The sequence below is a fragment of the Stappia sp. genome, assembly GCF_965276915.1.
In the GTDB taxonomy this organism is placed as follows: Bacteria; Pseudomonadota; Alphaproteobacteria; order Rhizobiales; family Stappiaceae; genus Stappia.
Genome location: NZ_OZ255709.1, coordinates 1,691,797 through 1,705,394, shown reverse-complemented (window position 1 = coordinate 1,705,394; position 13,598 = coordinate 1,691,797). Strand labels below are relative to the sequence as shown.

14 protein-coding genes are annotated in these 13,598 nt (G+C 65.9%); 9 read left to right on the top strand and 5 right to left on the bottom strand.

The window, feature by feature from the left end:
* Nucleotides 1–81: 81 nt before the first annotated feature.
* The 4 genes from ACQY46_RS07970 to ACQY46_RS07955 all read right to left on the bottom strand — a co-directional run bounded on the left by ACQY46_RS07970 (nt 82) and on the right by ACQY46_RS07955 (nt 5,075).
* Nucleotides 82–1,449: a DUF3422 family protein gene (locus tag ACQY46_RS07970; RefSeq protein ID WP_428699722.1), complete on the bottom strand. Its 1,368-nt coding sequence runs from the start codon at nt 1,447–1,449 to the stop codon at nt 82–84.
* Between the two features lie 70 nt (nt 1,450–1,519).
* Nucleotides 1,520–2,902, bottom strand: coding sequence for a TRAP transporter large permease (locus tag ACQY46_RS07965; RefSeq protein WP_428699721.1), 1,383 nt, complete (start codon nt 2,900–2,902; stop codon nt 1,520–1,522).
* Nucleotides 2,903–2,918: 16 nt separating this feature from the next.
* Nucleotides 2,919–3,881: a TRAP transporter small permease subunit gene (locus ACQY46_RS07960; protein ID WP_428699720.1), complete on the bottom strand. Its 963-nt coding sequence runs from the start codon at nt 3,879–3,881 to the stop codon at nt 2,919–2,921.
* A gap of 147 nt (nt 3,882–4,028) precedes the next feature.
* The gene (locus ACQY46_RS07955; RefSeq protein WP_428699719.1) at nt 4,029–5,075 is read right to left on the bottom strand and encodes a TRAP transporter substrate-binding protein; all 1,047 of its coding nucleotides are present in this window, start codon (nt 5,073–5,075) and stop codon (nt 4,029–4,031) included.
* Between the two features lie 364 nt (nt 5,076–5,439).
* Here ACQY46_RS07955 and ACQY46_RS07950 point away from each other — a divergent pair, with 364 nt between their 5' ends.
* From ACQY46_RS07950 to ACQY46_RS07910, 9 genes are all read left to right on the top strand, one after another.
* Nucleotides 5,440–6,270: an FCD domain-containing protein gene (locus ACQY46_RS07950; protein WP_428699718.1), complete on the top strand. Its 831-nt coding sequence runs from the start codon at nt 5,440–5,442 to the stop codon at nt 6,268–6,270.
* A complete protein-coding gene (locus ACQY46_RS07945; protein WP_428699717.1) occupies nt 6,267–7,088 on the top strand; it encodes a (Fe-S)-binding protein in 822 nt (273 codons plus the stop codon). Before ACQY46_RS07950 ends, ACQY46_RS07945 begins: the two co-directional genes overlap by 4 nt.
* A gap of 3 nt (nt 7,089–7,091) precedes the next feature.
* Nucleotides 7,092–7,640: an arsinothricin resistance N-acetyltransferase ArsN1 family A gene (locus tag ACQY46_RS07940; protein ID WP_428699716.1), complete on the top strand. Its 549-nt coding sequence runs from the start codon at nt 7,092–7,094 to the stop codon at nt 7,638–7,640.
* Entirely contained in the window at nt 7,633–9,072 is a 1,440-nt protein-coding gene (locus ACQY46_RS07935; RefSeq protein ID WP_428699715.1) for a LutB/LldF family L-lactate oxidation iron-sulfur protein, read from the top strand. The genes ACQY46_RS07940 and ACQY46_RS07935 overlap by 8 nt, the downstream gene beginning before the upstream one ends.
* Nucleotides 9,069–9,749: a LutC/YkgG family protein gene (locus tag ACQY46_RS07930; RefSeq protein ID WP_428699714.1), complete on the top strand. Its 681-nt coding sequence runs from the start codon at nt 9,069–9,071 to the stop codon at nt 9,747–9,749. The genes ACQY46_RS07935 and ACQY46_RS07930 overlap by 4 nt, the downstream gene beginning before the upstream one ends.
* Nucleotides 9,750–9,835: 86 nt before the next feature.
* Nucleotides 9,836–10,465, top strand: a complete 630-nt coding sequence (locus tag ACQY46_RS07925) for a thioredoxin family protein (RefSeq protein ID WP_428699713.1) — start codon at nt 9,836–9,838, stop codon at nt 10,463–10,465.
* Nucleotides 10,466–10,468: 3 nt separating this feature from the next.
* Nucleotides 10,469–11,086 (top strand): hypothetical protein, encoded by a 618-nt coding sequence (locus ACQY46_RS07920; RefSeq protein WP_428699712.1) that lies wholly within the window; start codon nt 10,469–10,471, stop codon nt 11,084–11,086.
* Nucleotides 11,087–11,252: 166 nt separating this feature from the next.
* On the top strand, nt 11,253–11,513 hold the full coding sequence (locus ACQY46_RS07915; protein ID WP_428699711.1) for a hypothetical protein: 261 nt from the start codon (nt 11,253–11,255) through the stop codon (nt 11,511–11,513).
* A 136-nt stretch (nt 11,514–11,649) separates the two neighbouring features.
* The gene (locus tag ACQY46_RS07910) at nt 11,650–12,591 is read left to right on the top strand and encodes a DMT family transporter (protein ID WP_428699710.1); all 942 of its coding nucleotides are present in this window, start codon (nt 11,650–11,652) and stop codon (nt 12,589–12,591) included.
* Between the two features lie 26 nt (nt 12,592–12,617).
* On the opposite strand, the gene ACQY46_RS07905 is transcribed toward ACQY46_RS07910, so the two are convergent.
* Nucleotides 12,618–13,502 carry a LysR substrate-binding domain-containing protein gene (locus ACQY46_RS07905; RefSeq protein ID WP_428699709.1) on the bottom strand — a complete coding sequence of 295 codons (885 nt, stop codon included), beginning with the start codon at nt 13,500–13,502 and terminating at the stop codon, nt 12,618–12,620.
* Between the last annotated feature and the right edge of the window lie 96 nt (nt 13,503–13,598).

Here is a 13,598-nt window from a genome sequence, read left to right as displayed (position 1 = left end):
AGGGGCCGGACCATTGTCCGGCCCTTTTCACATCGAAGCTCCCGCCGGACGGCGCCCCGGACGAAGTGAGGGAGGCCGCGGTCATTCGCGCCCGTCCGCGTCTCCGTGATGGCGGCGAATGCGCCGAACGACGAGATAGACGGCGGCCAGCACGACCGGCACGGAGGCACCGGCCATGACCTCCGGCGATGGCAGGAAAGTCGCGAGCGGGCCGCTCTTCATGCCCTTCACCAGATAGGCAATCAGGCCGACCACGTAATAGCTGATGGCGGCAACCGACAGGCCCTCGACCGTCTGCTGCAGGCGCAACTGCAAACGGGCGCGATGGTTGATCGCTTCAAGCTGCGTGCGGTTCTGTTCCTGCAACTCGACGTCGACCCGGGTGCGCAGCAGCGTCGCGGCGCGGGCGAGCTTGCGCGACAGGTTCGCCTGACGCTCGTCGAGGGTCTCGCAGGTGCGCATGGCCGGTGCCAGCCGCCGGTTGAGAAACTGGGTAAAGGTGAAATAGCCGCCGCGCGGGTGCTCGCCGAGAACCTCCAACCGCTGCTTGACGATCTGATAATAGGCGCGGCTGGCTCCAAGACGGTAGGCGCTTGCTGCCGCGCCGGCCTCCAGGTCGGCCGCAAGCCGGGTCAGTTCGTCGAGCAGCAGGCGGTTGGCATCAAGGCCGACGCTGGCGCGCATCCGCTCGGTGATGGCCAGAAGGCCGGCCTCGATCTCCGAAACCCGCGGCGCCTGCCGGTTGGCCTCGGCCAGTCCAAGCATCGCGAAGGTGCGGTAAGTCTCCAGTTCCAGCAGGCGCTGGGTCAGAGCGCCCGCCTGCACGGCATTGAGCGACTGGTCCCCGACAAGAAGCCGGGTGAGGCCGTCGCGGTCCTGCCGGAAGTCGGTCGCGATCACCGCCGCGCCGCCGTCGGTTTCCGCCACAGACAGGCTGGCCTGGTCGAAACGCTCGAAGCGGGTCTCGAAGGCGGCGCTGGCAGCGGGAACGAAATCGCACCGGATCGCGACCATCAACGGCCCCGGCGCCTGGAAGCGCGCACCGAAGGGATGGCCTTCGGGGGGAACCTCGCCATTCGCCGCTGCATCGAGCGGCCCGTCCCATGTGTAGGTAATGAACTCGCCATGACGCTCGCGCCGAAGCACCGCCTCGCCAAGGCGCAGGAGATGGTGGCGTTCGGCGGCCGCCGGGCCGGGCATGCCGATCGACCGGCAATAGCCGGAAAACCACTCCCGGTCGCGCTCGACCGAAGCCTCGTCGACGACGAAACCGTAGCGCAGGAAGACACGCGGTCCGGCGAGCGGGTGGAACGGACGGGCATGCACCTCGCCCAGGACAAGATCCCGCGCGGGATGCGCCGCAAAGGCGGGAAGCCGCTCGGACCCATGGCGATCCCCGCCGTCGGCCCGAACGGCCTGTGGCGCAAGCTCCTCGTCCCTGTTCGCCATGGTCTGGCGCCTCCCGTGCTGCCGGCCGGTTCTCCGTCACGAAAGACGGAGAACCATTAGTTCACAGGCATCACTTGCCAAGCAACAGGTTAGGTAGCCACAGGACCAGATCCGGGAACAGGATGCACAGTCCAAGTCCGATCAGCTGCAACAGCACGAAGGGGATGATGCCCTTGTAGATGTGCTGGATGGTGACGCCCGGAGGCGCGACACCCTTCATGTAGAACAGCGCGAAGCCGAATGGCGGCGTCAGGAAGGATGTCTGCAGGTTGGTCGATACCAGGATCGTGAACCAGATCAGGGCCGCCTCGCCAACCCCCTCGTAGCCGCCGAGATGGGTGCCGAAGTCGAGCGCGGCGACGATCGGGCCGAAGACCGGCAGGACGATCAGGGTGATCTCGACCCAGTCGAAGAAGAAGCCGAGGAAGAAGATCATCCCCATCAGCACGAAGAGGATGCCCCAGGGACCGACACCGGCCCAGGCGATGAACTCGTCGATCAGCACCTCGCCGCCCAGCCAGCGGAACATCAGCGAGAAGCAGGTGGCGCCAAGGAAGATGCCGAACAGCATGGCGCCGGTGAGCGCCGAGCGATGGCACACCTCTTTCATGACGCTCACCGACAGTTTCCTGTTCAGCAGCGCCAGCAGCGTCGCGCCAGCAGCGCCCACGCCCGCCGCCTCGGTGGGCGTGGCCAGGCCGGCGAAGATCGAACCCAGCACAATGACGATCAGGAAGACCGGCGGAATGAAGCTCTTGAAGATCATCGTCCAGAACTCGGCCCGGTTGGTCGGTCCGATATCGTCCGGCAACGGCGGGGCGAGATGCGGCTTCAGCCGGCACAGGACGATGATGTAGAGCGCATAAAGCGCGGCAAGCAGAAGTCCCGGGACAATGGCGGCGACGAAGACGGTGCCGACCGGGATCGACATCAGGTCCGACATGATTACCAGCATGATCGATGGCGGAATGAGGATGCCGAGGGTTCCCGACGAGGCGATCGTGCCGGTTGCCAGGGGAATGTTGTAGTTGCGCTCAAGCATCACCGGCAGGGCCAGCAGGGTGATCATCACCACCGAGGCACCGATGATGCCGGTGGTGGCGGCCATGATGGTGCCCATCAGCGTGACCGACAGCGCAAGACCGCCGGGAATGCGCCTCGTCAGCACCTGCAGGCAGTGGAGCAGATCCTTGGCGACGCCGGATTTTTCCAGCATCGTTCCCATGAAGATGAACATGGGAATGGCCACAAGGACGGGATTTTCCATCGTCCCGCCGAAGATGCGGTTCGGGATGATGACGAGCCGGGCGACGTTGAAGGCGCCCAGTTCCTGCGCAAGGAAGGCAAAGCCAAGACCCACGCCGCCAAGGATGAAGGCGACGGGAAAACCGGTGAACAGCAACAGCGCAAGCGCCAGGAACATGAAGACCGGCAGAAGTTCCACAAATGTCATGATGCGAAATCCCCGATCAGTCCGTTATCGGCCCATTGGTGGCGACATCCTTGGGCAGGTCCGCATGATGGGTCCCTGCGTAGTCGCCGGAGCGTTCGTTCAGGTAGGTCGGACCGAACAGGTAGACGACGCATCTGAAAGCGGCCGAAACCCCGGCCGCAAAGAGCAGCGCGAAGCCGACAGGCAGCATCCCCTTGATGACCCAGCGGTGACTGAGCCCGGTCTGGGCCGCCGACACCTCCCCGATCTGGTACGACTTGGAGGCAAAGACCCAACCGAACTCGACCGTCAGGTAGCAGTAGGTCAGCAGGAAGAAGAGGATGCCGAGCAGCTCCATCCACACCCGGGCCCGCTGGCGGAGGCGGTCGCGAACCAGCTCGATGCGCACATGGGCGTCGTAGCGGTAGCCGAAGCCGAGGCACAGCAGGAACAGCGTGGCATGCAGGTGCCATTCGAGCTCCTGCAGCTTGGTGCTGTCGAAATAGAAGGGTGAATCGATGATCGAGTTGTCGAAGTCGAGCAGCTTGCGCTGGCTGACGTCGTAGAAGATCACGATCATCATCGGCACGAAGAGCCAGGAGGCCAGCTTGCCGACGCCGTTGACGACGCGGTCGATATCGTCCGATGCGCCGAGCATGGTCTCGAACCCCTGCGGCGCGTGGCGGCGTGCCATCAGCAGGGTCAGCCCAAGGATCAGAAGGGCGCCGATCAGGCCCGAGAGGCCGTCATAGGCGCGGAAGAAATTGCGCGGATTGACGTCGAGCGACGTCAGCAGCGCCGTCATGCCGTCCGACGTGATGGCGAAAACGAAAGCGCTCAGCACCATTCCCGCCATCGCCAGCGACAGCCGACCGCGGGCAAGACCGCCGATCGCGCTGAGGACGAAGGCGACGGGGCACAGGATGTAGGCGGGAACGCCCAGCCCGAACAGCGCGATCACGGACAGCGCAATGCCGGCAAGGCAAAGCAGAGTTGACATGAAGACCTTACTCCCGACTGGGGTATCGCGACACGACAGGGACAGCGGCGGCAGATCCATCCGGGGGACACGCAGTCCGTCACCTGTGACCCGCGCACGCAGGATCGCGCGACCCGAAGGCCGCGCGATCGTTTCTTGCCGTCCGGATTACCTCTTCAGGTAACCGATGTCGGACCAGATCTTGTATTCCTCGCGGAACTTGGTCAGCGAGTCCCAGGCCTTGACGAAGTTCGGGTTCGCGGCCTTTTCCTCTTCCACGACCTCGAGCCATGCGGCCTCGAGCGCGGTGAGGGTGGCGTCATCCCACTCCATGATGTTGACGCCGTTCGACTTCAGCTCGGCAAGAGCCGAAGCCTGGATCGCCTCGCCTTCGGCCATGCCGTAGACGATGTTGGCATCGCAGACCGTCTCGAAGATCGAGCGGGTCTGGTCGTCGAGGCCATCCCACTCGGCCTTGTTGAGCATCAGCTCGAACATGGTCGACTGCTGGTGCCAGCCCGGGAAGTAGTAGTACTTGGCGACCTGGTAGAAGCCGAGCTTCAGGTCGATCGCCGGCATCGAGAACTCGGTCGCATCAATTGTGCCGAGCTCCAGCGCCGGGAAGATGTCGCCGCCGGCGAGCAGCTGCGTCGAGACGCCGAGCTTCTGCATCACCTTGGCGCCAAGACCGAAGAAACGCATCTTCAGGCCCTTGAGGTCGTCGACCGACTTGATCTCCTTGCGGAACCAGCCGGCCGCTTCCGGCGCGATGACGGCGCAGATCAGCGACTTGATGCCATATGCGGCGTAGATCTCGTCGAGCAGCTCCTGGCCGCCGCCGAACTTGAGCCAGGACACGTATTCCGGCGTGCTCGGACCGAAGGGCACGGCCGCGAAGAGCGCCAGCGAGCTGTCCTTGCCGGTCCAGTAGCCCGGCGTCGACCACGCCGCCTGGACGGCGCCGCTTGCCACGGCGTCAAACGCCTCCAGCGCCGGAACGATCGCACCCGGCTCCTGGAACTTCAGGTTGATCTCGCCGCCGGACACGGCGTTGAGGCGCTCCGACAGAACCTTTCCGAGGGTGCCGAGCTGCGTCAGCGACCCGGGATAGGTGGACTGCATGTCCCAGTCGAGCTTGTCGAGCGCGACGGCCGGCGAAGCCGCGCCTACCGCAAGAGACGCCGTTACGGCAACTGCTGAAAGAAATGATTTCACGTTGATGTCCTCCCTAGGAACAGACATACGGGCGTTTGCCCGCACGTACGTCAAACCGCCGCGGTCCCAATTCGCAGCGGGTCGGCACAAGGTGACAGCCTTCCGCTCCGGCACATCACAAGACACGCCTCAGACCAGCCCAACCGACGCCGCCCGGTCAGGCGCAGACATGTCCCATTCTCCATCCGGAACGAATGATGCTCCCCCCGGCCTCCCAACCGGAGCAATCACCTCGCCCTAACTGGATAACAATATTGACCACTCAACGCAACACAGAATAGATTGCTGGTCCGCGCCGTAAGCGAACGCTACTTGCTGCGATGCAATATCATCTTCTGGCGCTGCAATAAAAACGAACGGGAAAATGGTATTCCGAAAGATCCAACACAACCGGACAGCAGATTCGGTTGTCGACCAGGTTGAGGAGCTCATCCTCCAGGGCGTCCTGCGCCCCGGCGACCGGCTGCCGGCCGAGCGCGATCTGGCCAAAAAAGTTGACGTCTCCCGTCCCATTCTCCGCGACGCCATCAAGACGCTGGAGGAGCGCGGGCTGCTCGTCACCCGTCATGGCGGCGGCACGTTCATCGCCGATGTCATCGGAACCGTGTTCTCCGACGCGATCGTCGAGCTGGTGCGCCGTCATCCGCCGGCCATTGCCGACTACCTGGAATACCGCCGCGAGATCGAGCGGATGACGACGCGCCTGGCCGCCCTTCGCGCGACCGAAGCCGACCGCGAGATCATCAGCCGCATCTTCAACGCGATGGAGTCCGCCCACGACAGCGAGAATTTCGACACCGAGGCGGAGCTCGACGTCGAGTTCCACCAGGCAATCGGCGAAAGCGCGCACAATATCGTGCTGCTGCACACGTTGCGCTCCTGCTACCGGCTGCTGGCCGACGGCGTGTTCTACAGCCGCGTGCAGCTTTACCGCTATCCCGGGTCGCGCGAGCGGCTGCTTGCCCAGCACAGGGCGATCTACGAGGCGGTGATGTCCGGCGACGCGGCCGCGGCCACCGAGGCAGCTGGCGCCCATATCGACTATGTCGAACAGATTGCCCATGCGATGGCGCGGACGGGCAGCTGGAACAACGTCTCCGCCCTGCGTCTCGAACAACGCATCGAGAGCGAACAGGACGACAGCAAGAGGCGCCGCCCGCAGCGCCGCTCGACAGAGGAAGCCACCACTCCATGACAGCCAACGCGCAGCACGACGCGCAGCAAAACCCCGACGGCCGCTCCGAGGCCGGAAAGGCGCCACGTGTCGGCCTCTTCGTGACTTGCCTTGTCGACCTGTTCCGGCCCAGCGTCGGTTTCGCCTCGGTCAAGCTCATGGAAGATGCCGGCTGCCGCGTCGACGTGCCGGCCGCGCAGACCTGCTGCGGCCAGCCGGCCTTCAATTCCGGCGACCGCAAGGATGCGCGCGCGATCGCGGAAGGCGTCATCCGCTCGTTCGAGGACTACGACTATGTCGTTGCCCCGTCGGGCTCGTGTGCCGGCATGCTGAAGAAGCATTACGCCGAGCTGTTCGACGACGATGACGAGGCTCGCGCCCGCGCCGAAGCCTTCTCCGCCAAGGTGTTCGAACTGGTCAGCTTCCTCGCCGACGTGCTCGGCGTTACCGAGGTGAGCGCGCGTCATGACGGAACGGTCACCTATCACGACAGCTGTTCCGGCCTGCGCGAGCTCGGCATCAAGGAACAGCCGCGCCAACTGTTGCGCTCCGTCGAGGGGCTCGAGCTGAAGGAAATGAAGGATTCCGACGTGTGTTGCGGCTTTGGCGGCACGTTCTGCGTCAAGTATCCGGACATCTCCAACAAGATCGTCGAGGAAAAGACCGGAACCATCGGCGAGGCCGGCGCATCGCTGCTGCTGGCCGGCGATCTGGGCTGCCTGATGAACATGGCGGGCAAGCTGAAGCGCGAAGGTTCGGCGATCGAGGCGCGGCATGTCGCCGAGGTGCTTGCCGGCATGACCGACCAGCCGGCAATCGGCGAGAAGAGGCGCGGCTGAACCATGACGGCCCCCGCCCCCGCCGCAGATGTGCCCGCCGCAATGTCCTTCACCGCGCGTGCCGGTCGCCGGGCGGATGCGGCGGCGATCGCCGCGATCTACAACCAGGGCATCGACGACCGGGTCGCGACCTTCGAGACCGAACACCGCGATGCCGACGCCATCGGAACCTGGTTCGATGCCGGCCATCCGCTCGTCGTTGTCGAGGATGCGGGCGGCGACATCGTCTCCTACGCCGCCGCTTTCCCCTACCGCGCCCGCCCCTGCTATGACGGGGTCAGGGAGTTTTCCGTCTATGTCCGGCGTGATGCCCGGGGCACGGGATGCGGCCGGGCAGCACTTGCCGGCCTGATCGAGGCGGCACGCGTGAACGGCGCCTGGAAGCTGCTGTCGCGGATCTTCCCGGAAAACACCGCCAGCCTGGCGCTGTGCCACAGTCTCGGCTTTCGCGAGGTCGGCACCTATACCCGCCACGGCAAGCTCGACGGCCGCTGGCGCGACACGGTGATCGTCGAGATTCTGATCGACGAAGAAGGAGAACCCCGTGGTTGAGATCACCTCCCCGGCGTTCAAGGCCAATGCCCGCGAGGCGCTCGCGGATGCGCCTCTCCAGCGCGCGCTCGGCCATGTGCGAACCGGTTTCATCGCCAAGCGCGCGGTCGCGGCCGAGGCCCTGCCCGAGTTTGACAGGCTCCGCGACAACGCCCGCGACATCAAGGACCACGCACTCGCCCATCTCGACCTCTACCTGGAGGCCTATGCCGACAAGGTGGAGGCGGCCGGCGGCCATGTGCACTGGGCCGAAACGGCGGAAGACGCGCGGCGCATCATCCTCGACATCTGCCGCCAGAAGAATGCCCGCACGGTGACCAAGGGCAAATCGATGATCACCGAGGAGATCGGCCTCAACGCCTTTCTCGAGGAGCACTCGGTGGCGCCCGTCGAGACGGATCTGGGCGAATACATCATCCAGCTGCGCGGCGAGCATCCCAGCCACATCATCGCGCCGGCCGTGCATGTCAACAAGGACCAGGTGGAAGCCGACTTCCGCCGCGTCCATACCCATCTCGACCCGGACCGCAATCTCGATGAGCCGACGACGCTGCTGGGCGAGGCCCGGGCCGTGTTGCGCGAGAAGTATTTCCAGGCCGATATCGGCATCACCGGCGCGAATTTTCTGGTCGCCGAAACAGGCACGTCGGTCATCGTCACCAATGAAGGCAACGGCGACCTGACGCAGTCGCTGCCGAAGACGCATGTGGTGGTCGCCTCGATCGAGAAGATCGTGCCGACGCTGGAGGACGTGTCGCAGATCCTGCGCGTGCTGGCACGCTCGGCCACCGGCCAGGACATGTCGGTCTACACGACCTTCTCCACCGGGCCGCGCCGCGAGATCGACCCCGACGGGCCGGAAGACTATCACGTCGTGCTTCTCGACAACGGCCGCTCGTCGATGCTCGGCACGGAGTTCCAGGACATGCTCCGCTGCATTCGCTGCGGCGCCTGCATGAACCATTGCCCCGTCTATCACGCGGTCGGCGGCCACGCCTATGGCTGGGTCTATCCGGGCCCGATGGGCGCGGTGCTGACCCCCTCGCTGATCGGCGTCGACCAGTCCGGCCACCTGCCCAACGCCTCCACCTTCTGCGGGCGCTGCGAAAGCGTCTGCCCGATGCGGATCCCCCTGCCGAAGATGATGCGGCACTGGCGCGAGCGGGAGTTCTCCCGCAACCTCAATCCGGCGGCGGCCCGCTACGGTCTCGGCCTGTGGGCGTTTTTCGCCAAGCGCCCGGCGCTCTACCAGGCGCTTACCCGGGTCGCCATCGGCACGCTCGGGCTCATGGGCCGCGCACGCGGGCGCTTCCGGGCGATGCCGCTTGCCGGCGGATGGACCCGCTACCGCGACCTGCCGGCTCCCGAGGGAGGGACATTCCAGGCCCAATGGGCAAAACGGCACGGCAACAGCAGGAGAGGCGCCCGATGAGCGATGCACGAGCCGCCATCCTGGCCAAGATGCGCGCCGCCATGGGACGGGGAAGGGACGACGACGCACGCCGCGCCGCCGTCACCGACCGGCTGCAGCGCAGCCCCCGCGGCCTGATCCCCGCACGCGGCCAGCTTGACCCCGCCGGCCGGATCGCCCTCTTCTGCGAAATGGCGGAGAAGGTGCAGGCGAGCATCGCCCGGCTCCCGGGCAGTGCGGATGTTCCGGCCGCGGTCAGCGACTATCTGAAATCGAAGAACCTGCCGGCGCGCGTGCGCACCGGCGCCGATACCCGCCTGGCCGACCTGCCCTGGCAGGGCCAGGCACATCTGGAGGTGGCGAAAGGCCCGGCGCAGGCCGACGACATGGCCAGCGTCTCGCACGCGCTTGGCGGCGTTGCCGAGACAGGAACGCTGATGCTGACATCGGGACCGGACAATCCGACGACGCTGAACTTCGTTCCCGAACACCACATCGTGGTGCTTCGGGCCGCCGACATTGCCGGCGATTACGAGACGCTGTGGGACCGCGTCAGGGAGATACACGGCAAGGGCGTCATGCCGCGCACGGTGAACCTTGTGACCGGCCCGTCGCGGTCGGCGGATATCGAACAGACCCTGCTGCTCGGCGCGCACGGCCCGCGGGCGCTGCACATTCTTGTCGTCGACGACGTCTGAGAAACCCACCCTCGCGATTTCACCGGATGGCAAGGCGCGGAAGACCTGATACATTCCCGACACGGAATATGTCGGGAGGACACATCATGATCACGAGACGGCACTTCGGCCTTGGCGCGCTGGCCGCCGGCACGGCGGCGACCCTGTCAACAGCCCCCGCGCGCCCTGCCCGCGCCGCGACACTTGGCGATGACGGGCTCTACAAGCAGGACTGGTTCGTCGAGAGCTTTCTCGATCTGGGCGAGGACCTCGCCGAGGCACATGCGGCGGACAAGCATCTGGTGGTCATGTTCGAACAGGGCGGCTGCCCGTTCTGCCGCAAGACCCACGAGGTCAACCTCGCACGCGAGGATTATCTCCCCTATCTGAAGGAGAATTTCTCCTTCATCCAGCTCGACCTGTTCGGCGCCCGCGAGACCACAGATTTCGACGGCGAGGCGATGGAGGAGCGGGCGCTGGCGCGGCGCTGGCTGGTCAATTTCACGCCGACGATCGTCTTCTTCCCCAAGAGCATCGAGGCGGTGGAGGGCAAGGACGGGCGCTCGGCGGAGCTGGCCCGCATCCAGGGCTACCTCCCGCCTTTCTACTTCTATCATTTCTTCGAATGGGTGCGCAGCGGCGCGCATCAAAGCGAGGGCTTTCAGCGTTACTCCAACGATCGCGTCAACCAGCTGCGGGACAAGGGCGTGGAGACCGAGGACTGGCGGCTGGGCTGAGCCGTGGCACTGCGAAACCGGGTCGCACCGGACGGCACGTTCCACGCGGTGACGGCGCGCGGCACCCTGATGGGCAATCGCGGCGGCCGGCTGCATGACCCGCAAACGCGAACTCTCGGCCGGGCCCGTTGGCGCTCGCGCGCATGGATCTGCTGCGAGATCGCCTTCAAGGACCGGCATCGCAGCGTGATGGGCGCCGGCTACACGGAGTTCTTCTTCCTCGACGAGGTGACCGCGCTCGCCGCCGGCCATCGTCCCTGTTTCGAGTGCCGGCGCGCCGATGCACTGCGCTTCCGGGAGGCCTGGACACGGGCCGACGGCACCCGGCCAGGACCAAGCGCCCCCGAGATGGATGTCAGGCTGCACGGCGAGCGAACCGGGGAGCGCCCCCTGGCGCGGCTCGGCGCCTTGCCGGACGGGGCAATGGCCCGTGTCGGCGACCAGGTCGTCACGCCCTGCAAGGGCCGCCTGCTCGGCTGGAGCTTCAACGGCTACGCAGCGGTAGCGGGAACGGATCCCGATGCACTGGCGGAACTCCTCACCCCGCCGGCCATCGTGTCGGTGCTTGCCGCCGGCTACCGGCCGCGCTGGCACGAAAGCGCCGGCGGCATCGCGGGCTGAGACACGCACGCACGCCTCCCGGGCAAGCCGGTCGAGATTGTCGCAGGGACAGGCCGTCGCATCACCGGGCGCGGGGTCTCGAGGCTAAGGTGCCGGTTTCGCGCCCGTGGAGGGCAGGCCGCCAGCCGCGGCCTGCCGGGCGCCGCGACAACAGGACGGACATTTCATGACGAACAGGCTCATCCGCCTTCTCGAATACATCCCCGTGTTCGGCGCCTTCGTGCGCAGCGCCCGGCTGGGCGGCTATGCGGAGCGGCTCGCCTTCGTGCTCAACATCCTCGCGCTCTGGCTGCTGGCCGTCATCTGGGTCGGCTATCCCCTGCTGATCGTCACGATGCTGTCGATGACGGGGCTCTATCTCTTCGGTCTTGTCTATCTGACCTCGGAAGGCATCCGTTCCCGCTGGCGCGCGCGCGGGCGCGCCTGAACCAGCGCAGGACAGCAAGGCCCGGGACGCGATCCATCACCAACAGGCATGGATCGCGTCAACAATCATGATTTGTCTGCATGGACCGGTTGGGCCATGCTGCGAGCCTGATCTCCCAAAGGAATTTCCGCCCCCCATGACCTCGCTCGCCACCGGCGCGCCGACGCGCGATGCCCCTTCCCTGACCCCGGCCGACCTTGGCCTCTATGGCCTGACCGTGATCGCCTGGGGGTTTTCCTGGTACGCGCTGAAGCTGCAGCTCGGCACCGTTCCGCCGGAAGTCTCGGTGTTCTGGCGTTTCGTCGTGGCGGCGGCGATCATGATGGGCTGGGCGCTGGCGCGCGGCGCCAGACTGCGCTTTCCGGCGATGACGCACCTTCGGTTCGCGGGCCTTGGCCTGTTCATCTTCTCGACCAATTTCACGCTGTTCTACTATGGCGGCCAGTATGTCCCCTCCGGCCTCCTGTCGGTAGTGTTCTCCCTGACCTCGATCTTCAACATGATCCTCGGCTTCGTCATCTTCCGCCAGAGGATCAGCCGACGCGTGCTGATCGGCGGCGTGCTCGGCTTTGCCGGGATCGCGCTGCTGTTCTGGCCGCAGATCGCCGACCAGGCGGGCGGCGGCTTCGACCGGCAGGCCCTGCTCGGCCTGGCGCTGTGTATCGGAGGAACGCTGTCGTTCTGCTTCGGCAGCATGGTCTCGGCGGCAAACCAGCGGGACGGCATCTCCATCGTTTCGGCGAGCGCCTGGGGCATGGTCTATGGCGCGATCTTCCTGGGGCTGTTCGCCAGCGCGCGCGGCGCGTCCTTCGCCATCGAGTGGACGCCGACCTATCTCGGCGCGATGGTCTATCTCTCCGTCGTCGCGTCCGTGGTCGCCTTCGCCTGCTACCTGACGCTGCTTGGCCGCATCGGGTCGGCGCGCGCCGGATATTCGACCGTGATGTTCCCGGTCGTGGCGCTGCTGGTTTCGACCGTGCTGGAGAATTTCCACTGGGGCGCGGCCGCGCTGACCGGTCTTGCCTGCGTGCTCGCCGGCAACCTGCTGGTGCTGCGCACCGGCAAGGCGCGCGGCTGACGCTGCCCGTCGAGCTGCGCGCGGGCCTATTCGGCCGCCATCAGCTCCGCCGCGACGTTGCCGATCGCCGCGCGGATATGACAGCAGAGCGCATCATGCACCGGATCGGTCGCGGCCGCGGCCCGGATCATCGTGATGTCGCAGGGCGGCAGCATGGGGAAGCCGTCGTTCTCGCCAAGGATGCGCATGCCTGACCGCACCGCGCTTTCAGGCAGGACGGCGACCGCGAGACCGGCCTGGACAGCGCCGATCAGGGCGGCGGCGCTCGACGAGGTGTAGGAGATGACATGCCGGCGATTGATCCGGTCGAGCAGGGAAACGGCTTGCGAGCGCCAGGCGCAGCTTGTCGGTCCGAGCGCCAGGCGGACCACATCCTCGGTATGGATGCACATGTTGGCCGGAGCGACCCAGTGCAGCGGTTCGCGGCGGATCACCTCTCCGTGCACCTTGACGCAATCGCCGGAGGTGACGATGGCAAGGTCGAGATCGCCCCGCTCTATCATGTCACCGGTGAGGGTCGAGCCCTGGCACTGGACGGCGATCTCGATGGCCGGATTGAGACGGGCGAAGGCGGCGAGGACCTGCGGCAACAGCCGCTCGGCATAGTCGTCGGGAAGTCCGAGGCGGACGCGGCCGACGATCGAGGGCTCGGCAAATGCGGTCATCGTCTCGTCGTTGAGGCGGATCATGCGCTGCGCGAACTCGATCAGGCGGTGGCCGTCCTCCGTCAGGCGCGACTGCCGCCCGTCCTTGACGAAGATCGGCCGTTCAACCCGATCCTCCAGGCGCTTCATCTGCATGGAGACGGCGGACTGGGTCTTGTTCACCGCATCGGCGGCCTTTGTGAAGCTGCCGAGCTCGGCAATCGCAAGAAAGGTGCGCAACTGGTCGATATCGAGTGCATGGGCCATGGCTGTCGCCTCCGGCTTGCGCAGCGCGCCAAAGGGCCGCCTGCCGCGCTGACTGTGTCCTGATCCCAATACATCACGGATCAAGATCGATATCCA